Here is a 19,345-nt window from a genome sequence, read left to right as displayed (position 1 = left end):
TCAGAACTTCAGCAGGTTGGCGTCGTCGACCGAGGTCGAGCGGCGGGTGCGGAAGATCGTCATGATGATCGCCAGGCCGACGACCACCTCGGCGGCGGCGACCACCATGGTGAAGAACGCGAACACCTGGCCGTCGAGGTTGGTGTGCATCCGGGCGAACGTGACGAACGCGAGGTTCACCGCGTTGAGCATCAGTTCGATGCACATGAACACCACGATGGCGTTTCGCCGCAGTAGCACACCGGCCGCGCCGATGGTGAACAACAGCGCGGACAAGTACAGGTAGTTCTCGGGATTCACCGGTCGCCTTCCTCGTCGCTGGGGGTGTCGGACCCGCTCGGATCCCGCGGGGAGCCGACCGAGAGGGCGGCCGATTCGGTGAGCGCCCGGGTGCGGCGGTGCCGCAAGACGGTGCTGACCGACAGTTCCTCGAACGAACCATCGGGCAGTTGCGCCGGGATGTCGACCGCGTTGTGCCGGGCATAGACCCCAGGGGTCGGCAGCGGGGTTGCCCGATGCCCGGGTTCGCGGAATCGACGCTGTGACAGTTCCCGCTGTCCGGCGCGCGGCAGCAACTGTTCGCGGTGGGCGAGCACCATCGCGCCAATGGTTGCGGTGATCAGCAGCGCGCCAGTGAGTTCGAAGGCCCACAGGAACCGCACGAAGATCAGCTCGGCCAGCTCGCCGAGCACGTCACGGCCAGGAAAACCGGAGGCAGGGAAGGTGATGTCGGACGCGCGGATGCCATGGGCGATGCCGCTGCCGAGCAGCACCCCGAAGCCGACTCCGACGGCGATGGCGGCGAGCCGTTGACCGCGAATGGTTTCTTTCAGAGATTCGGCAGAATCGACGCCGACGAGCATCAGCACGAACAGGAACAACATCATGACCGCGCCGGCGTACACCACGATCTGCACCACGCCGAGGAACAGCGCATCCTGTGCGATGTAGAACACTGCCAGCGCGATCATCGTCGCGGCCAGGCACAACGCGGAGTGCACGGCTTTGGGGGCGAACACCATTCCCAATGCGCCCAGCACCGCCAGTGGAGCGAGAAGCCAGAATTGCACGGCTTCACCAGTGGAGGTTCCGGTCAACGGCGCTGCAGCGAGGAGCAACTCGGTCATTGGGCTGCTCCTTCGGCTCGGGCGGTGGCGGGTCGTTTCGCGACATCGTCCGGGGCATCGGGCTCGGCGACAGCGTGACTGGGCGGGCTACCGGGAACTCGGCCGAGGTAGTAGTCGGTCTCGTCTGCGCCGGGGTACATAGCGTGCGGCGGTGCAGTCATGCCGGGTTGCAGCGGGGCCAGGAGTCGACCTTTGTCGTAGATCAGGTCGGCGCGGTTGTCGTCGGCCATCTCGTAGTCGTTGGTCATGGTGAGTGCTCGGGTGGGACAGGCCTCGACACACAATCCACAGCCGATGCAGCGCAAGTAGTTGATTTGGTAGTCGCGACCGTAGCGTTCACCCGGGGAGTAGCGTTCGGCGGCGGTGTTGTCGGCGCCTTCGACGTAGATCGCGTCCGCCGGGCAGGCCCAAGCGCACAGTTCGCAGCCGATGCATTTCTCCAGGCCATCGGGGTGTCGGTTGAGTTGATGCCTACCGTGGTAGCGCGGCGCGGTGGGTGTTTTGGTTTCGGGGTAGAACTCGGTGTTCGGTTTCTTGAACATGGTCGCGGCGGTGACCGCAAAGCCCGACAACGGGTCGAGCAGCCCGGCCTTGGCGCGGGTGATGTCGTGGGCGTGGGCGTCGGTGGGCAGCGGCGGTACCGGGAAGCCGAGGAAGACCGGCGATTCGGTGGGCGGGGGTTGCTGTGGCGGTGGTGGCGCCGGCGCCCGGCCTGCCCACAAGAATCGCCCAACGAGCAGGCCCGTGACCAGCAGGCCGCCGAGCACCAAGATCGGTGTCTGCACGTTGTAGCCTTCGGCCTGCAGAACCCGGGCAGTGGCGACGACCATCACCCAACCGAGTGAGGTCGGAATGAGCAGTTTCCATCCGAGATTCATGAACTGGTCGTACCGCAGCCGGGGCAGGGTTCCGCGCAACCAGATGAATACGAAAAGGAACATCCAGACTTTTGCGGTGAACCACAGCAGTGGCCACCACCCGGAGTTCGCGCCGTCCCACATGTTCAATGGCCACGGCGCACGCCAGCCGCCGAGGAACAATGTCGTCGCCAGCGCCGAGACCGTTGCCATGTTGACGTATTCGGCCAGCATGAACATTGCGAACTTGAGTGAGGAGTACTCGGTGTGGAAGCCGCCGACCAGTTCGCCTTCGGCCTCCGGCAGGTCGAACGGCGCCCGGTTGGTCTCGCCGACCATCGCGACGCAATAGATCAGGAACGATGGCAGCAACAAGAACACATACCAGGTGCCTTCTTGCGCCGAGACCAGCCCTGAGGTCGCCATCGTGCCGCCGAGCAGGAATACCGCGGCGAAGCACAGCGCCATCGCGATTTCGTAGGAGATCACCTGCGCGGTCGAGCGTAGGCCGCCCAGCAGGGGATATGTCGAACCCGAGGACCATCCGGCCAGCACGATGCCATAGACTCCGATGGAGGTGATGGCCAGGATATACAGCACCGCCACCGGCAGATCGGTGAGTTGTAACATGGTGTCGACGCCGAAGATCGACACCTGGGGGCCGAAGGGGATCACCGCGAAGGCCATGAACGCCGGCACCGCCGAGATGATCGGCGCCAGAATGTAGATCGGCTTGTCCACGATCGCCGGGACGATGTCTTCTTTGAGGGCCATCTTCACGCCGTCGGCGACGCTTTGCAGGGAACCGAAAGGCCCGGTTCGGTTGGGGCCTATGCGCATCTGCATGCGGGCCACGATCTTGCGTTCGGCCAGTACGGCGACCAGCGGAACGAGAATGACGTAGACGAAGATGCCGAGCGCTTTCACCAGTACGAGCCACAGCGGGTCGTGGCCGAAGCCGGCTGGTTCGGAGGAGGCGACGAGGAGTGTTGCTGGATCACTCATGGCGGTGTTCCTTCGCAGTGCCCTCCGCGCGCTGGATGCGCACGATGGAACCCGGCTGCGCGGCAAGGTGTTCGGTGATGGAGCAGCCAGGTGAGTGTTGGGGCAGCCAGACCACCCGGTCGGGCAGGTCGTCGAGCATCAGCGGCACAGTGACCGCACCACGGTCTGTGGTGATGGTGACCGCATCGGCGTCGCTCGCGCCGATCTCGGCGGCGGTCGTGGCCGACAGGCGCGCCACCGGCGGTCGGGCGATGCCGGCGAGATTCGGTTCGCCGTCCTGCATGCGGCCGGTGTCCAGGAGCATGCGCCAGCTGGCCAATACTGCGCTGCCGCGCCGCGGTCGCGGTAGCGCGGGCGCGGGGTGTTCGGGTGCGTCGATGAAGGTGCCATCCCAGGCGCCGAGTTCGGTGAGTTCGGCGCGGGCGGTCTCGACATCGGTCACGCCCGCCCGCACCGACATGTGCTCGGCGAGGGCGTGCAGTACGCGTAGATCCGACAGTGGTGCGGCCCGGCGGCGCACCATGTCGTCGCCGAGGGCGGCGGCGAACGGGCGCGGTCGTCCTTCCCAGGTGCGGTAGGTGCCGGGCTTCTCCATCGCCGAGGCGACCGGGAAGACCACGTCGGCGCGGTGGGTGACCGGGCTGTGTCGCAGTTCCATGCTGACCACGAACTGTGCTGCATCGATGGCGGCCAAGGCGGCCTGCGGATCGGGCAGGTCGGTGACGTCGACGCCGCCGATCACCAGTGCGCCGAGGTCGGGGGCGGCGGCGAGGATGCCGGTGGTGTCGCGGCCGGCTCGGGTCGGCAGCTCGGCTGCGTTCCATACGGTTCGAACCTGTTGACGTGCACGAGGATCCGCAACAGGTCGACCACCGGGCAGCAGACCGGGCAACGCGCCGGCTTCGACCGCACCGCGTTCGCCTGCCCGGCGTGGAACCCAGGCGAGAGCTGCTCCGGTCTCCTCGGCCAGGCGCGCAGTCGCCGAGAGGGCGCCCGAGATGCCGGCGAGGCGTTCGCCTGCCATGATCACCGCACCTGGAGCGCGCAGCAGCCGCGCGAGGTCGGCCGCCTGGTCGGGATGCACACCGGGCGGGGTGGTCCCACCGGTGCAGAGGGCGTCGAGCACCTGCGGCTCGGCCCCTGGGATCGCTCGTAGCAGGTGGCCGGACATGCGGTCGAGTCCCCGCGAGGAGTACGGCGCCAGCGCATGGATCGCCACACCGTGCTTGCGGGCGGCTTTGCGGAGCCGCAGATAGACGATCGGCGCCTCCTCCTCGGGTTCGAACCCGACCAGCAGCACCACGGGAGCGCACTGCAGGGCATCGTAGGTCACCGTTGTCCCCGAGCCTGCGACGCGTGCGGCGAGGAATTGCGCCTCTTCGGCGGAGTGCGGGCGAGCACGGAAGTCGATGTCGTTGGTGCCCAGGGCGATGCGTGCGAACTTGGCGTAGGCGTAGGCATCTTCCTCGGTGACGCGGCCGCCGACGAGCACGCCGGCGTTGCCCGCGGCCGCGGACAAACCCGCCGCGGCCGCGGTGAGTGCGGCCGACCACGAGGCGGGGGCGAGGGCGCCGTCGGGGCCGCGCACCAGCGGAGTGGTCAGCCTGTCCGGTTCGGTGGCGTAGGCGAAGGCCCAGCGCCCCTTGTCACAGTTCCATTCTTCGTTGACCAGTGGATCGTCGCCCGCCAGGCGACGCAACACCGTGCCGCGCCGGTGATCGGTGCGCTGGGCGCAGCCGCAGGCGCAGTGTTCGCACACATTCGGGCTGGACACCAGGTCGAACGGGCGCGCTCGGAACCGGTAGGAGGTTCCGGTGAGTGCGCCGACCGGGCAGATCTGGACGGTGTTGCCGGAGAAGTAGGAATCCAATGGTTCGGCCTGTGCGGTGCCGACCTGTTGCAGCGCGCCGCGTTCCATCAGTTCGATGAACGGGTCGCCTGCGATCTGCTGGGAAAAGCGGGTGCAGCGGGCGCACAGCACGCAGCGTTCGCGGTCCAACAGCACGGCCGTGGACAGCGGAATCGGTTTGGGGAAGGTGCGTTTGCGTCCATCGAATCGGGTGTCGGCGCGCCCGGTGGACATCGCTTGGTTCTGCAGCGGACACTCGCCGCCCTTGTCGCACACCGGACAGTCGAGCGGATGGTTGATCAGCAGTAGCTCCATCACGCCTTCCTGCGCGCGGTCGGCGGCCGGGGAGGTGAGTTGGGTGCGCACCACCATGCCGTCGGTGACGGCGACCGTGCAGGAGGCGACCGGTTTGCGTTGGCCTTCCACCTCCACCAGGCACTGGCGGCAGGCGCCGACCGGGTCGAGCAGGGGATGGTCGCAGAAGCGGGGAATCTGGATGCCGATCATCTCGGCCGCCCGGATCAGCAGGGTGCCCGGTGCTACCCCGACGGACGTGCCGTCGATGGTCACGGTCACCAGGTCGGCCGCAGCCAGGCCGCTGGTGTTGTTACTGACGATGGCGGTCATCGCACGTGTTCTCCTGACTCGGCCCAGGCGGTGGCATGCTCCGGGTCGAATGGGCAGCCCCCGAGCCGCAGATGCTCGGCGTATTCGTCGCGGAAGTACTGCAGCGAGGAGATGATCGGGCTCGCCGCGCCGTCGCCGAGGGCGCAGAACGATTTGCCGTTGATGGTGTCGCTGATATCGAGCAGCGTGTCCAGGTCCTGTTCGGTGCCATCGCCGGCTTCGATTCGATCCAACAGTTGAACCAGCCAGTAGGTGCCTTCGCGGCACGGGGTGCACTTGCCGCAGGATTCGTGTGCGTAGAACTCGCTCCAGCGCAGGACTGCGCGCACCACACAGGTGGTGTCGTCGAAGATCTGTAATGCCTTGGTGCCGAGCATCGAGCCGGCGGCCGCGACGCCCTCGTAGTCGAGCGCGACGTCGAGGTGCTCATCGGTGAGCAGCGGGGTGGACGATCCGCCCGGGGTCCAGAACTTGAGGCGATGCCCGGCACGCACCCCGCCGGCATGGCCGATCAGCTCGCGCAGCGTGATCCCCAGCGGCGCCTCGTATTGTCCGGGCCGAGCTACGTGGCCCGACAGCGAGTAGAGCGTGAAGCCAGGGGACTTCTCGGTGCCCATCGAGCGAAACCACGAGACGCCGTTGCGGATGATCGGTGGCACGCTGGCAATCGATTCCACATTGTTCACCACGGTCGGTCGAGCGTAGAGGCCGGCGACAGCGGGGAACGGCGGGCGCAGGCGCGGCTGCCCGCGGCGCCCCTCCAGCGAGTCCAGCAGCGCGGTCTCCTCGCCGCAGATGTATGCGCCCGCGCCGGCGTGCACCACCAGCTCGAGGTCATAGCCGGAACCGAGGATGTCGCGGCCGAGGAAGCCGTGGGCGTAGGCCTGAGCGACCGCGGCCTGCAGTCGGCGCAGTACCGGAACGACTTCGCCGCGAACGTAGATGAACGCGTGCGCCGCGCGGATGGCGTAGGCGGCGATGACCACGCCTTCGATCAGTGCGTGGGGCGTTGCCAGCATGAGCGGAATGTCCTTGCAGGTGCCGGGTTCCGACTCATCGGCGTTCACGACGAGGTAGTGGGGTTCCCCGGCGCCGTCCGCGCCGGGGGCTTGCGGGATGAAGCTCCATTTCATGCCCGTGGGGAATCCCGCGCCGCCGCGGCCGCGCAGACCTGCGTCCTTGACGGTCTGGATCACGTGGTCGGGAGGCATCTGCAGGGCGGTGCGCAGCGCCTGGTATCCGTCGTGGCGCACGTAGGCGTCCAACGTCCAGGATCGTGGATCGTCCCAATAGGCGCTCAGGACCGGAGTGAGGGTCATTCGGCGACCTCCCGGTCTTCGTCCGCTCGGGGTGCGTGCATGCCTTGGGCGTGGGCGACTCGGAGACCGGCGAGTGTCGCATCCCCGGCCGCGCCGTCGAGCACTCCCTCCCGGGTATCGGGAAATCCGGCCAGGATTCGCGCGGTCTGGGTGAATGTGCACAATGGTGCGCCTCGGGTGGGTGTGACGGTCTTCCCGGCCCGCAGTGCATCGACCAGGGCACGCGCCGACTCGGGAGTCTGGTTGTCGAAGAACTCCCAGTTGACCATGATCACCGGCGCGAAGTCGCAGGCCGCGTTGCACTCGATGTGTTCGAGGGTGATCGATCCGTCCGGCGTGGTCTGGCCGGGTTCGATGTCCAGGTGCCGTTCGAGGGTGGCGAGGATGGCGTCGCCGCCCAGGACGGCGCACAGTGTGTTGGTGCATACACCGATGTGGTAATCGCCGGTGGGGGTGCGCCGGAACATCGAGTAGAAGGTGGCGACCGCGGTGACCTCGGCAACGGTCAGACCCACCTGTTCGGCGCAGAATTCGATTCCGGTGGCGGTGACGTGGCTGTCTTCGGACTGCACCAGGTGGAGCAGCGCAAGCAGCGCCGACCGCGGATGGGGATAGCGGGAGATGATCTGGGTGGCGTCGGCCTGGAGCCGCTGGTGCACCTCGGGTGCGTAGGGTTCGGGTCGGCGGCTGAGCTTGATCAGGATGTCCGTCATCTGTCCACTCCCCCCATGACCGGGTCGATGCTGGCGACCGATGCGATCACGTCGGCAACCATGCCGCCCTCGCACATGGCGGCGACTGCTTGCAGATTGGTGAACGAGGGGTCGCGATAGTGCACGCGGTAGGGGCGAGTGCCGCCATCGCTGACCATGTGTACGCCGAGTTCGCCGCGCGGCGACTCCACCGCTGTGTACACCTGGCCCGCCGGAACGCGGATGCCTTCGGTGACCAGCTTGAAGTGGTGGATCAGCCCTTCCATGGACGTACCCATGATCCTGCCGATGTGTCGGGAGGAGTTGCCGAGTCCGTCGGTGTCGAGCTGTAGGTCGGCGGGCCAGGCGATCTTGCGGTCGTCCACCATGACCGGCCCCGGCCGCAGCCGGTCCAGGCATTGCTCCACGATTTTCAGCGACTCCTTCATCTCCGCCACCCGAATGGCGTAGCGGCCGTAGCAGTCGCAGCCGGTGGTGGTGGGGATATCGAATTCATAGGTCTCGTACCCGCAGTAGGGTTGCGCCTTGCGCAGGTCGTGTGGCAGTCCGGTCGCGCGCAGCACAGGCCCGGTGATACCCAGGGCCATGCACCCCGACAGGTCGAGGTAGCCGATGCCGCGGGTACGTGCTTTCCAGATCGGGTTCGCCGACAGCAGGTGTTCCATGTCGCGCAGCCGTGTGGGTAGCAGCGCGAGTAGTTCACGCACTGCGGTGACCGCATTGTCGGGCAGGTCTTGGGCCAGCCCGCCGGGACGGATGTAGGCGTGATTCATCCGCAATCCGGTGATCGACTCGAACACATCGAGAATGAGTTCGCGTTCGCGAAACCCGAACAGCATCGGAGTGAGGGCGCCGAGTTCCATGCCTCCGGTGGCGAGCGCGATCAGATGCGACGAGATGCGGTTGAGCTCCATGAGCATCACGCGGACGACGGTGGCGCGTTCCGGGATCTGCTCGGTGATGTCGAGGAGTTGCTCGACTCCGAGGCAATAGGCGGTTTCGTTGAAGAACGGCGACAGATAGTCCATGCGCGTGACGAAGGTAACCCCTTGCATCCAGGTGCGGAACTCGAGGTTCTTCTCGATTCCGGTGTGCAGGTAGCCGATCCCGCAGCGCGCCTCGGTGACCGTCTCACCTTCGATCTCCAGGATCAGTCGAAGAACGCCGTGGGTGGACGGGTGTTGCGGACCCATGTTCACCACGATGCGTTCTTCGCCGGCGCCGGAAAGGGTCTCGGCCACCTGTTGCCAGTCCTGCCCGGCAACCGTGACCGAGGCGGGCTCCGGACCGGTGTCGCCGGTGGTGTCGGGTCTGGTGTCGGTGTCGCTCATCAGCTGTATGTCCTCCGCTCGTCGGGCGGCGGCACCCGCGCGCCCTTGTACTCGACCGGTATCCCGCCGAGCGGGTAGTCCTTGCGTTGGGGGTGACCGCGCCAGTCGTCGGGCATGGTGATTCGGGTGAGCGAGGGGTGCCCGTCGAAGCGAATGCCGAAGAAGTCGTAGGTTTCGCGTTCGTGCCAGTCGGTGGTCGGATACACCGTGAACAGGGAGGGAATGTGCGGGTCGACGTCCGGTGCGGCCACCTCCACCCGGAGGCGGCGGTTGTGGGTGATCGACATGAGGTGGTAGACCGCGTGCAGTTCGCGCCCGGAATCCTTCGGATAGTGCACGCCGTTGACACCCAGGCACAGTTCGAAACGCAACGCGGCGTCATCGCGTAGCGCTGCGGCAACGGCGAGTAGGTGCTCGCGCCGCACGTGCACGGTGAGTTCGCCGCGAAAGACGACCACCTTCTCCAGCGCGGCGTCCGGGCGGGCGCCGGTCGCGGTGAGCGCAGCGCGCAGCGCGGCGACCAGGTCGTCGAAGTAGCCGCCGTAGGGTGCCCGGGTCTGGCCGGGCACCGTGACCGGACGGACCAGCCGGCCGTAGCCGGACGTGTCGCCGGTGCCCGCGACGCCGAACATCCCATGACGTACGCCGACCACTTCCGCATCCGGGCTCGTGGAAACCTCTTCGGGCACTGTGCCTTCGGGGCCGGCGGTGGCTGCGGCGTCGACCGGGTCGTGCGCGCGCGGGCTGCCGGCATTGCCCGAGGTGTCGGCGGTCATCGCGGCAAACCTTCCATTCGGATGGTCGGTGTCGAGGCCAGCGCGGCCTGTTCGGCAGCGCGGATGGCTTCGGCGCGGTGGACGCCGAGCGGCATCTGCTGGATCTTCTCGTGCAGTGCCACGATTGCGTTGAGCAACATCTCCGGCCGTGGTGGGCACCCAGGTAGATAGATGTCGACCGGTACGACGTGGTCGACGCCTTGGACGATGGCGTAGTTGTTGAACATCCCTCCAGAGGAGGCGCAGACACCCATCGCCAGGACCCATTTCGGTTCGGTCATCTGGTCATAGACCTGGCGCAGTACCGGAGCCATCTTCTGGCTCACCCGGCCTGCGACGATCATCAGGTCGGCCTGCCGTGGCGAGGCGCGGAAGGCCTCCATACCGAAGCGGGCGATATCGAACCGACCTGCGCCGGTGGCCATCATCTCGATGGCGCAGCAGGCCAAGCCGAAGGTGGCCGGCCACAAAGAGCCCTTACGCAGGTATCCGGCGAAATCCTCCACAGTGCTCAGCAGAAAACCGCTGGGCAGCTGTTCTTCGAGACCCATCTTCTCCTGACTCGCTTCCACTCGTCTGCTGCGAAAACTGGTGTGCGGCGATCACTCCCAGCTGAGCCCGCCGCGCCGCCATTCGTAGGCGTAGGCCACCGAGACGTTGACGATGAACAGCGCCATTGCCGCGAGGCCGAACAGACCGAGCGCATCGAAGTGGACTGCCCATGGGTAGAGGAACACGATCTCGATATCGAAGATGATGAACAACATGGCGGTGAGGTAGTACTTCACCGGAAATCGTTGCCCAGCAATGCTTCCCGGTCCGCCGGCCACGGCATGGGGAGTGGGTTCGATACCGCACTCGTAGGCTTGCAGCTTTGCCCGGTTGTAGCGTCTCGGGCCGACCAATGCCGCCGCGGCAATGGAGAACAGCGCGAACGCCGCCGCGATCGCGCCGAGGACGAGAATCGGCACCTCGATATTCACGACTGCACTTCCCCTCCTTGCGAGCGGCGGCTGGGGTAACAGCGTCCGCGGCGGGCCGACGTCGTTGTCCGCCTCGGTCGGGCTCGCTCCGCGGCGCGCCACCGGGGAGTCATTACCTGATCCGTTCCCTTGTGAGACAAGGCACAGCCTACAACCGGAAGGGACGACTGCAGCCGGATTGGCGACCTCGTTTGATCGAATTCAGTACAACGATTTATGACCGAATCGGGGGTAATCGACCTCTATCGTCGCGCGATGCTCACCGCATGAAGAGCCGGCTCGACGCTGCGCACCGCTCGGCGCAGGCGATGTCGCAGCTCGCCGTCCCCGGTTCGGCGTCGACCAGCAGGTGGTCGGCGCGTTCACTGCCGTCGGTGAGCCGGTGCCTGCCCGCTGCGCATCCGCGTGAGACGGGGTGCAGTGCAGGGGCTCGGCGCGTGTGCGGTGGATACACCCATCAGAACCTACCGGGAGATTAATCCATGATCGCTATGAATAGCGTCAACCGGCGGGCGCCGAGCCGTGAGCTCACGCCGCGGGCCGACGGCGCAGCAACCCGACAACGGTCTCGGCGAGACGGATCGGGTCGATGGGATGGGCTACCGCGGCTTCGGCACGCGACCAACTCGCCAGCCACGCGTCGTCCGCGCGGCCGGTGAGAACCAGGATCGGCGGGCAGGAGGTGACTTCGTCCTTCAGTTGCTTGGCGATGCCGAGCCCTCCGGCGGGCGCCGCCTCGCCATCGAGAACAGCCAGGTCGATGCCGCCGGCATCCATCCGCGCGATCACGACCGCGGCCGTGGCCACCTCGATGCAGTCGAGTTCCGGTAGATCGGGGTGCGGGTGGGTACCCAAGGCGGAGACCACCTGGTGCCGGGTATCGGCATCGCTGCTGTAGACGAGAACCCGCAACGGGGTGGAGTGCGTGGAATCGGCCACGACGGTATGGTACGCCCGCGAGGGGAAGCGCGCGGGGAGATCGTGAAGGTCGCGGCACGATCAGTGCGCGTGGAAGGCGTCGGGGCCGACCTCGGCGGGGTCGAGCAGATGGCTCAAGAACAGGCGGGTGGCTGGAGCCGGGGTGCGGGAGGTGACGGCGTGCCAGGGTCGATCGAGCGGGGTGCCCGGCACCGGGAGGACCCGCAGCACGCCTTGGCCGACTTCGTGGGAGATCGCGTCGCTGTGTATCAGGGTGACGCCCAGTCCTTCGCGCGCGGCTGCCAAGGCTGCACCGTGCGAGCCGAGGGTGAGGGTGGGTGGTTCGATGCCGAGTTGGTCGAGCAGGCCGACAGTGGCCTCGCGGGTACCGGACCCGCGGCCGCGCAGCAACCAGGTGGTGTGCATCGGGTCGAGCTCGGGCACCCCGACGACGACCAAACAGCTGGGCCGGCGAGCGCGTACTACCAAACCAGCATCCCGGGGCGGACGACCTGCGATGACGAGATCCGTTTCGTGGTGTTGCAGTTCGAGAAACAGCAGATCACGAGGCTGGACCGACAAACTCAGCTCGATCTCGGGGAACCGGCGCCGGAACGCCGCCAGCGGTCGCAGCAACACGTATTCGCCAGCGGTGGCCACCACCCCGATCCGTAGTCGCCCGGTTTCGGCCCGGCGGACCGCGGTCTGAGCCTCGCGCATCAGCCCGAGGATGCCGCGGCAGTAGTCGGCATAGATCCGGCCGGCCTCGGTGAGCACGATGCCGCGCCCGGATTTTGCGATGAGCGTGGCGCCGAGCTGTTTTTCGATGTGCGCGACCGCTGCGGACACAGCCGCTTCGGTGACGTGCAGCTCGGCGGCGGCTCGACGGATGCTTCCCCGGCGAGCCACGGCCACGAAGGTTTCCATCCGCGCCGCGCTCACCGTACCCATTCACCGACGGTAACAAACACGACGAATTCATTGGGTATTGCGAGGAACAATCAAATTGTTCGTCGGTATCCGGCCCGTCATCCTGGAAATCTCCAGGCATTCCGACCACTGGTGTTCGGGTGTCTGTCCGCGCCACAGCAGGAGGAACCATGGCCGACGATACCGACCGTGACCGCTGGGATCCGGGTGTCCAATCCTATGCGTCGATGGGCTATTACGCGCCGGATTACCAACCGGCGCACACCGATGTACTCGCCGTTTTCCGGGTGACCCCGCAGCGCGGGGTCGATCCGATCGAAGCGGCAGCGGCGGTGGCCGGCGAATCGTCCACTGCGACATGGACTGTCGTGTGGACCGACCGATTGACCGCGCATTCGCGGTACCAGGCCAAGTGCTACCGCATCGACGAGGTTCCCGGCCGGCCGGGGGAGTACTTCGCGTATGTCGCCTACGATCTCGATCTGTTCGAGGAAGGGTCGATCACCAACTTGACCTCCTCGATCATCGGCAATGTCTTCGGCTTCAAGCCACTGTTGGCCCTGCGTTTGGAAGACATACGCATTCCGGTCGCGTATGTGAAGACGTTCCAGGGTCCGCCGCACGGCACGGTGATGGAACGGGAATATCTCAACAAGTACGGTCGGCCACTGCTGGGCGCCACGGTGAAACCGAAACTCGGTCTGTCGGCCCGCAACTACGGTCGTGTGATCTATGAAGCCTGCAAGGGCGGCTTGGATTTCACCAAGGACGACGAGAACATCAACTCGCAGCCGTTCATGCGTTGGCGTGACCGGTATCTGTTCGCCATGGAAGGCGTGAACCGGGCAATGGCCGAGACCGGTGAGATCAAAGGGCATTATCTCAACATCACCGCGGCGACGATGGAGCAAATGTACGAACGCGCCGCGTTCGCCAAAGATCTCGGCAGTGTGGTCGTCATGATGGATCTCACTGTCGGATTCACCGCGATGCAGTCGATGTCGCACTGGGCGCGACGCAACGGAGTGTTGTTGCATCTGCATCGGGCCGGCCATTCCACTTATACCCGGCAGAAGACGCATGGGGTGAGCTTCCGAGTATTGGCCAAATGGTGCCGGCTGATCGGCGTCGACCACCTGCACGCGGGAACCGTGGTGGGTAAACTGGAAGGCGATCCGGCCACCACCCGAGGGTTCTACGACACACTGCGCGAGAACGAGATTCGCACCCAGCCGGCCAACGGAATCTTCTTCGACCAGTATTGGGCGAGCATGCCTGGCGTGATGCCGGTGGCGTCGGGTGGTATTCACGCCGGACAGATGCACCAACTCCTCGATCTGTTCGGCGACGACGTGGTCCTGCAGTTCGGCGGCGGCACCATCGGCCATCCGCTCGGTATCGCCGCGGGCGCCGAAGCGAACCGGGTGGCATTGGAGGCGGTCGTGCAGGCCCGCAACGAAGGCCGCGACCTCGTGCAGGACGGACCTGCGATCTTGCGCAAGGCTGCCGAGATCTGCCGACCACTCGACGTGGCGTTGGCGACCTGGGGCGAGGTCACGTTCGACTACACCTCCACCGATGCCCCGGACGCCGTGCCGACGGCCAATCGCTGAGATTCACGAGAAAGACCCTCCATGTACCTGCGTCACGGAACGTTTTCCTACCTGCCGCCCCTGACCGACGACCAGATCTCCGCCCAGGTGCGCTACACGCTGTTGAACAACTGGCCGGTCTCGATCGAATACACCGACGATCCGCATCCGCGCAATGCCTATTGGGAGATGTGGGGGCTGCCGCTGTTCGATCTCGACGAGCCCGATGGTGTGCTCGCCGAGATCACCGCCTGTCGAGCCACCTTCCCCCGGCACTACGTGCGTGTACTGGCCTATGATGCCCGCTACACCCGGCAGACCACGGCGGTGAGCTTCCTCGTGCAGCGTCCGGCCGACGAGCCCGGCTTCGTACTGACCCGCACCGAGGGTCCGGACCGTCGCCAGAAGTACGGCCTGCACTCGTATGCGACCAGCGTTCGCCCGGGATCCCGATATGGCAGCTGAGAGCAGTGGCACCGGATTCCGGCTGTATCGGCAGGAAGCGGAGGTAGTCGGCACGGTCGCGTCAGCGCCGAACGAATCGGATGTGCCTGCCGTGCTGGGGCAGAACGCGGTCCTGGATCTGTCGAGCGATCTCGCCGGGCACGACGTCGAGCAGACCTTGCGCGCACTGGAGGCCGACCTCGTCGGGCTGGCCACCGTGAAACGACGTGTTCGCCAGATCGCCGCACTGTTGTTGATCGATCGCGCTCGGCAGCGGTTCGGCCTGACGGCATCGCGCCCGACGATGCACATGAGCTTCACCGGCGGCCCGGGCACCGGCAAGACAACAGTGGCGCTGCGGATGGCACAGATGCTGCACGCGATGGGCTATGTCCGCACACCGACGGTCCACGCCGTCACGCGCGACGATCTGGTGGGCCAGTTCATCGGCCACACCGCACCGAAAACGAAGGAGGCGCTGGCCAGGGCAGCGGGCGGCGTGTTGTTCATCGACGAGGCGTACTACCTGTTCCGGCCCGAGAACGAGCGCGACTACGGGCAGGAGGTGATCGAGATCCTGCTGCAGGAGATGGAGAACGAGCGCACGAGCCTGGTGGTGATCTTCGCCGGATATCGCGATCGGATGGAGCGGTTCTTCTCGGCCCACCCGGGACTGTCCTCCCGGGTGGCACACCACATCGAGTTCGCCGACTACGCCCATGCGGAACTGCTGACCATCGCCGAACTCATGGTGGCTGCAGAGAACTTTCGCTTCGACGCCGCGGCACGAGAGGCGTTCGGGGAGTATCTGACCCGGCGCATGCCGCGTCCGCGCTTCGCCAATGCCCGCAGCGTACGCAACGCACTCGACCGGTGCCGGTTACGCCAGGCGCAGCGTCTGGTGGACCTGCACCGACCACTGACCAGGATCGACGTGACCACGCTCACCGCCCAGGATGTCTACGGCAGCAGCGTGTTCACCCTCCCGGCGCCGCCCGGCGAGATGACCGAGCCGCCGCATGACGAGATCGAGCCGCTATGCCCGAAGGACTGAAGACCCTCACCCGTTACACCATCGAACAAGAGCATCGCCACCCCGGGTCGTCCGGAGAATTCTCCGGGCTGCTCAATGCGATCGCCACCGCTGCGAAGATCGTCGCCAACCAGGCCACTCGGGGTGCGATCGCGCAACCGATCCCAGCGCTCGCCGACCCGGCCGTGATCTCGGCGGTCACGCCCGACGATGCGGCGCTACATCGCACACCGGATGTGATCGCCGATGAGATCATCGTCGCCGAAACTCAATGGACCGGTCATCTCTCGGGACTGCTCTCGGAGCAGATGACCGGGATTCGGCCAGTGCCGGCCGCGCATCGCCACGGGAAGTACCTGTTGGTGTTCGATCCGTTGGATGGATCGTCGAATATCGATGTGAATCTGCCGGTCGGGACGATCTTCAGCGTACTGCGCGCCCCGGCGCGTGTGCAGGGCACAACCTCTGGCGGAATCCTGACCGCCGACGACTTTCTGCGGCCGGGCACCGAACAGGTCTGCGCAGGGTTCACCGTGTACGGTCCGGCGACCATGCTGGTGCTGACCACCGGCAGCGGGGTGGACGGCTTCACCTTGGACCGGGAGATCGGCGCATTCGTGCTGACCCACCCGCAGATGCGCATCCCGGCCGACACCTCGGGTTTCGCGATCAACGCCGCCAACGAACGGTTTTGGCAACCACCTGTGCAGCGCTACGTACACGAATGTTTGGACGGCGTGGACGGTCCGCGCGGGCGTGATTTCAATATGCGCTGGGTGGCGTCGCTGGTGGCAGACACCTTCCATATCCTCACCCGTGGCGGTGTCTATTTGTATCCGCGAGACGCTCGGCCCGCCGCACATCCTGGTCGGGTCGCGCTGCTGTATGGCGCGAATCCGATCGCGTTCATCGTCGAACAGGCCGGCGGGGCGGCGATCACCGGCTCCGAACGGGTGCTGGCCGTGGCGCCCCGCCACATTCACGAGCGGGTGCCATTGATCTTCGGCTCCCGCAATGAAGTCGAGCGCATCGAGCGGTACCACCGCGAACACGACGAGGGTCGCAGTTTCGACGCCTCGCTGTTCGGCACGCGGTCGCTGTTTCGCCCGGTAAGACGCTGAACGGGAGGACTCATGTCGGTCGAGCATCCGGTCGTCGCGATCACCGGTTCCTCCGGCGCCGGCACGACCAGCGTGACGCGGACCTTCCAGGAGATATTCCGCCGGGAAGGGATCGACGCAGCGATTGTCGAAGGCGATGCGTTCCACCGCTACGACCGCAGCGAGATGCAGATGGCGATGGCCGAGGCCGAGCAGAACCGCGATCTGCGGTTCTCGCATTTCGGTGAGGAGGCCAACTTGCTGCCGGAATTGGAGACGCTGTTTCGTGACTACGGCGAATCCGGCGTCGGAATGGTGCGTCGATACCTTCACGACGATGCCGAGGCCCACCCATATGGTCGACCGCCGGGGACATTCACCCCGTGGGAGCAGCTCGCGCCGGGCAGCGACCTGTTGTTCTACGAAGGACTGCACGGCGCGGCTGTCACCGCGACGGTGGACATCGCCCGATACACCGACCTTCTGGTCGGCGTGGTTCCGATCATCAATCTGGAGTGGATTCAGAAGGTGATCCGGGACAAAACCGAGCGAGGCTATTCCAGCGAGGCAGTGATCGACACGATCCTGCGGCGGATGCCGGACTACGTCACCTACATCTGCCCGCAGTTCTCCCGGACGTATGTCAACTTTCAGCGGGTGCCGACGGTGGACACCTCCAATCCGTTCATCGCACGCACCATTCCGACGGCAGACGAGAGTTTCGTGGTGATCCGGTTCGCCGACCCGAAGGTCATCGACTTCCCGTATCTGCTGTCGATGCTGCACGACTCGTTCATGTCGCGGCCGAACTGCATCGTGGTACCCGGCGGGAAGATGGAACTCGCCATGCAATTGATCTTCACCCCGCTGATCCTGCGACTGATGGACAAGCGGCCGAAGCGGACAGCATGATTGCCGCGGATACTCGCCCGCTCGAACGACGACTACTGCTCGGCTTGTTCTCGACTTCGCCGTCGAGTAAGACCCGTGCAACGATCCGCCACGAATACGAGAATTCCCGCCGTTTGAGCGCCACCAACACCGCCTCGGTCGCTGTGACCTCCACCTTGCCGTTGGTCGCAGCTATCTGCTCGACAGCTGCAGCTGCTTGTGTCGCAAGCCCTTCGAACGATGCCAGCTGCTCCGGCGTAGGTGCACCTTCGTGCGCGATTCGGTCCAGTGTGAGGTGAAGGCCGTCCGCACGAGTTGGTTCGAAGTACGTCGTATCTACCTTCTGCTGGCACGATTCGGTGAGCGCGTGCAGATCCGGTGCGTGCTCGAAGGTCAGGAACCAGTAGTGGCCGAGTTGGCCGACCCGCCCTTTGAGAGGCTGCAGGCGTTGACTATTCATGCTGCGCATCCGGGCTGTTCACGCTGGCTACCATGTCGCGGATAGCCCTGAGTGAAGGTGTGTCACCCCACCGGGCAGCTGCGTCGCGCACAAACTCCAGCCCACGGCGACGAACTTGCATCATGGGCGTGCCACTGGATGGGTCGAGGGCTTCGAGCATGATGTCGGCCGCGGCGTCGAGGTCGGCGCTCGCGCTCAGGGCCACGCGCCCATGCGGTGAGGTTTCTGTCCTCTGTGTACTCGCCGAGCTGAAACGATTCCAGGCAATAGGCCCGGGCAAGTGAGAAGTTCGCGCACCCAACGGCGATGTAGCCGAGCAGTCCCGATGTTTCACTCCAGATCTCGAATAGCTGGCGTCGCTGCGCCGGGCGGCGGCACTGCTCGATTAGTTCATCGAGCCACTGGCGCTGCTTCCTGAGCGCCGGAACCAGTTCGGACGGATCGAGTGTCTCGTACCGCGCGATGCTCAGGTGCGTGCTGGTTCGCAGCTGAGCAACGATGGCAGGATCGATCAGCCGTCTCGACGCCGAGGTGCGCCGCGAACTCACGGATCGACCTACGCATCGCTTCTTGGAGTGCGGCTGCTTCGAAGCCGGTCCATTCCCGCGCTCGCACCATCACCCTCACCTATATTTTTGCGGCTTGAACTGGGCAAACACCTACGATACGCCCACAGTAACCCATCACCGCGCCCGTCGGCCCGAAACTCCTTGTCGGCCAGCCCGGAGGTTCCGATCCAATGGCCATCACCCAATCCCTCACCGACCGTCAACCTGCTGCGACGCCCACCAGCCACCAACCATGTCGTTCACAGTCCCGCAAGCACACTCGGTGATGCAGATCCATGTCGCTTGCCGCGCCAACCGCTGCCCGGGAGAGCCGCCGCACTGGAAGCGCTCGTCGATGCCGGACAGGTCGCACCGGCTATCACGAAGCCGCGGTGATCGGAGGCGGCTGTGATCCCGAATCATCTGTCGGTCGAAGCCAGAGGCCACGGGGATTTACCTCGTCAACCGCGCCGCGTCCGGCACATCCACATCGAATACGGCTCCCTGAGACTTGATTTCACCGCCAGCGCTGAACAAGCGCAGAACGTCGCCGACGAACTGGCACAGAGCTTTCTGGGAATCATCGTGACCCACGATGACAGCTGAGCGTGACCGGAAGCCGATCGATCGCACCTCTGTGCACGCGGATGGGCCGTTGGCGGAAGTAATGTGCTACGCGTACTTGCTAGAGCTAACCGATACCCGGGCGCGGCAGCTGTGGGAGAGTCATCGCATGCACCTGCCGGACGACTGCTGGGTGCATTTGCAGGTGGCGATGAAGCTGCAATGTCGAGATCGGCGCTCGGTACGACGAGCAGGTTCAGCCGTTTCGCTGTGGGAGG

20 protein-coding genes are annotated in these 19,345 nt (G+C 65.6%); 6 read left to right on the top strand and 14 right to left on the bottom strand.

Annotated elements, in window-relative coordinates:
* The 12 genes from nuoK to K940_RS0107190 all read right to left on the bottom strand — a co-directional run bounded on the left by nuoK (position 1) and on the right by K940_RS0107190 (position 12,456).
* Entirely contained in the window at positions 1 to 300 is a 300-nt protein-coding gene (gene nuoK / locus K940_RS0107245; RefSeq protein WP_028476983.1) for an NADH-quinone oxidoreductase subunit NuoK, read from the bottom strand.
* Positions 297 to 1,127: an NADH-quinone oxidoreductase subunit J gene (locus K940_RS27295; protein WP_036527762.1), complete on the bottom strand. Its 831-nt coding sequence runs from the start codon at positions 1,125 to 1,127 to the stop codon at positions 297 to 299. The genes nuoK and K940_RS27295 overlap by 4 nt, the downstream gene beginning before the upstream one ends.
* On the bottom strand, positions 1,124 to 2,989 hold the full coding sequence (gene nuoH / locus K940_RS0107235; RefSeq protein WP_036527760.1) for an NADH-quinone oxidoreductase subunit NuoH: 1,866 nt from the start codon (positions 2,987 to 2,989) through the stop codon (positions 1,124 to 1,126). The genes K940_RS27295 and nuoH overlap by 4 nt, the downstream gene beginning before the upstream one ends.
* Positions 2,982 to 5,465 carry an NADH-quinone oxidoreductase subunit G gene (locus K940_RS0107230; RefSeq protein WP_081706199.1) on the bottom strand — a complete coding sequence of 828 codons (2,484 nt, stop codon included), beginning with the start codon at positions 5,463 to 5,465 and terminating at the stop codon, positions 2,982 to 2,984. The genes nuoH and K940_RS0107230 overlap by 8 nt, the downstream gene beginning before the upstream one ends.
* Positions 5,462 to 6,784, bottom strand: coding sequence for an NADH-quinone oxidoreductase subunit NuoF (gene nuoF, locus K940_RS0107225; RefSeq protein ID WP_028476980.1), 1,323 nt, complete (start codon positions 6,782 to 6,784; stop codon positions 5,462 to 5,464). Before nuoF ends, K940_RS0107230 begins: the two co-directional genes overlap by 4 nt.
* The gene (gene nuoE, locus K940_RS0107220) at positions 6,781 to 7,497 is read right to left on the bottom strand and encodes an NADH-quinone oxidoreductase subunit NuoE (protein ID WP_028476979.1); all 717 of its coding nucleotides are present in this window, start codon (positions 7,495 to 7,497) and stop codon (positions 6,781 to 6,783) included. The genes nuoF and nuoE overlap by 4 nt, the downstream gene beginning before the upstream one ends.
* Positions 7,494 to 8,828: an NADH dehydrogenase (quinone) subunit D gene (gene nuoD / locus K940_RS0107215; protein ID WP_028476978.1), complete on the bottom strand. Its 1,335-nt coding sequence runs from the start codon at positions 8,826 to 8,828 to the stop codon at positions 7,494 to 7,496. Before nuoD ends, nuoE begins: the two co-directional genes overlap by 4 nt.
* Positions 8,828 to 9,604 (bottom strand): NADH-quinone oxidoreductase subunit C, encoded by a 777-nt coding sequence (locus tag K940_RS0107210; RefSeq protein WP_028476977.1) that lies wholly within the window; start codon positions 9,602 to 9,604, stop codon positions 8,828 to 8,830. The genes nuoD and K940_RS0107210 overlap by 1 nt, the downstream gene beginning before the upstream one ends.
* On the bottom strand, positions 9,601 to 10,155 hold the full coding sequence (locus K940_RS0107205; protein ID WP_028476976.1) for an NADH-quinone oxidoreductase subunit B family protein: 555 nt from the start codon (positions 10,153 to 10,155) through the stop codon (positions 9,601 to 9,603). Before K940_RS0107205 ends, K940_RS0107210 begins: the two co-directional genes overlap by 4 nt.
* Before the next feature lie 51 nt (positions 10,156 to 10,206).
* Positions 10,207 to 10,587 (bottom strand): NADH-quinone oxidoreductase subunit A, encoded by a 381-nt coding sequence (locus K940_RS0107200; protein ID WP_028476975.1) that lies wholly within the window; start codon positions 10,585 to 10,587, stop codon positions 10,207 to 10,209.
* A 528-nt stretch (positions 10,588 to 11,115) separates the two neighbouring features.
* Positions 11,116 to 11,526: a response regulator transcription factor gene (locus tag K940_RS0107195; RefSeq protein WP_028476974.1), complete on the bottom strand. Its 411-nt coding sequence runs from the start codon at positions 11,524 to 11,526 to the stop codon at positions 11,116 to 11,118.
* 60 nt (positions 11,527 to 11,586) lie between these two features.
* The gene (locus K940_RS0107190) at positions 11,587 to 12,456 is read right to left on the bottom strand and encodes a LysR family transcriptional regulator (RefSeq protein WP_028476973.1); all 870 of its coding nucleotides are present in this window, start codon (positions 12,454 to 12,456) and stop codon (positions 11,587 to 11,589) included.
* Between the two features lie 149 nt (positions 12,457 to 12,605).
* Here K940_RS0107190 and K940_RS0107185 point away from each other — a divergent pair, with 149 nt between their 5' ends.
* The 5 genes from K940_RS0107185 to K940_RS0107165 are packed head-to-tail and all read left to right on the top strand — an operon-like array spanning position 12,606 to position 17,516.
* Positions 12,606 to 14,048 (top strand): form I ribulose bisphosphate carboxylase large subunit, encoded by a 1,443-nt coding sequence (locus K940_RS0107185; protein ID WP_028476972.1) that lies wholly within the window; start codon positions 12,606 to 12,608, stop codon positions 14,046 to 14,048.
* 21 nt (positions 14,049 to 14,069) lie between these two features.
* Positions 14,070 to 14,492, top strand: coding sequence for a ribulose bisphosphate carboxylase small subunit (locus K940_RS0107180; protein ID WP_028476971.1), 423 nt, complete (start codon positions 14,070 to 14,072; stop codon positions 14,490 to 14,492).
* The gene (locus tag K940_RS27290) at positions 14,482 to 15,525 is read left to right on the top strand and encodes an AAA family ATPase (protein ID WP_051406954.1); all 1,044 of its coding nucleotides are present in this window, start codon (positions 14,482 to 14,484) and stop codon (positions 15,523 to 15,525) included. The genes K940_RS0107180 and K940_RS27290 overlap by 11 nt, the downstream gene beginning before the upstream one ends.
* Positions 15,510 to 16,625, top strand: a complete 1,116-nt coding sequence (locus K940_RS0107170; RefSeq protein ID WP_028476970.1) for a class 1 fructose-bisphosphatase — start codon at positions 15,510 to 15,512, stop codon at positions 16,623 to 16,625. Before K940_RS27290 ends, K940_RS0107170 begins: the two co-directional genes overlap by 16 nt.
* 12 nt (positions 16,626 to 16,637) lie before the next feature.
* A complete protein-coding gene (locus K940_RS0107165; RefSeq protein WP_028476969.1) occupies positions 16,638 to 17,516 on the top strand; it encodes a phosphoribulokinase in 879 nt (292 codons plus the stop codon).
* On the opposite strand, the gene K940_RS0107160 is transcribed toward K940_RS0107165, so the two are convergent.
* Both K940_RS0107160 and K940_RS32870 read right to left on the bottom strand, forming a co-directional pair.
* Positions 17,464 to 17,955 (bottom strand): hypothetical protein, encoded by a 492-nt coding sequence (locus tag K940_RS0107160; protein WP_028476968.1) that lies wholly within the window; start codon positions 17,953 to 17,955, stop codon positions 17,464 to 17,466. The two genes, K940_RS0107165 and K940_RS0107160, sit on opposite strands and share 53 nt — an antisense overlap.
* Positions 17,948 to 18,160 carry a hypothetical protein gene (locus K940_RS32870; RefSeq protein WP_028476967.1) on the bottom strand — a complete coding sequence of 71 codons (213 nt, stop codon included), beginning with the start codon at positions 18,158 to 18,160 and terminating at the stop codon, positions 17,948 to 17,950. Before K940_RS32870 ends, K940_RS0107160 begins: the two co-directional genes overlap by 8 nt.
* 751 nt (positions 18,161 to 18,911) lie before the next feature.
* On the opposite strand from K940_RS32870, the gene K940_RS32240 reads away from it, so the two are divergent.
* A complete protein-coding gene (locus K940_RS32240; RefSeq protein WP_155980776.1) occupies positions 18,912 to 19,109 on the top strand; it encodes a hypothetical protein in 198 nt (65 codons plus the stop codon).
* Positions 19,110 to 19,345 lie beyond the last annotated feature (236 nt).

The sequence above is a fragment of the Nocardia sp. CNY236 genome, from assembly GCF_000482385.1.
Classification (GTDB): domain Bacteria; phylum Actinomycetota; class Actinomycetes; order Mycobacteriales; family Mycobacteriaceae; genus Nocardia.
The sequence above is the reverse complement of the archived record's forward strand: the minus strand, read 5'-3'. Positions and strand labels throughout refer to the sequence as shown.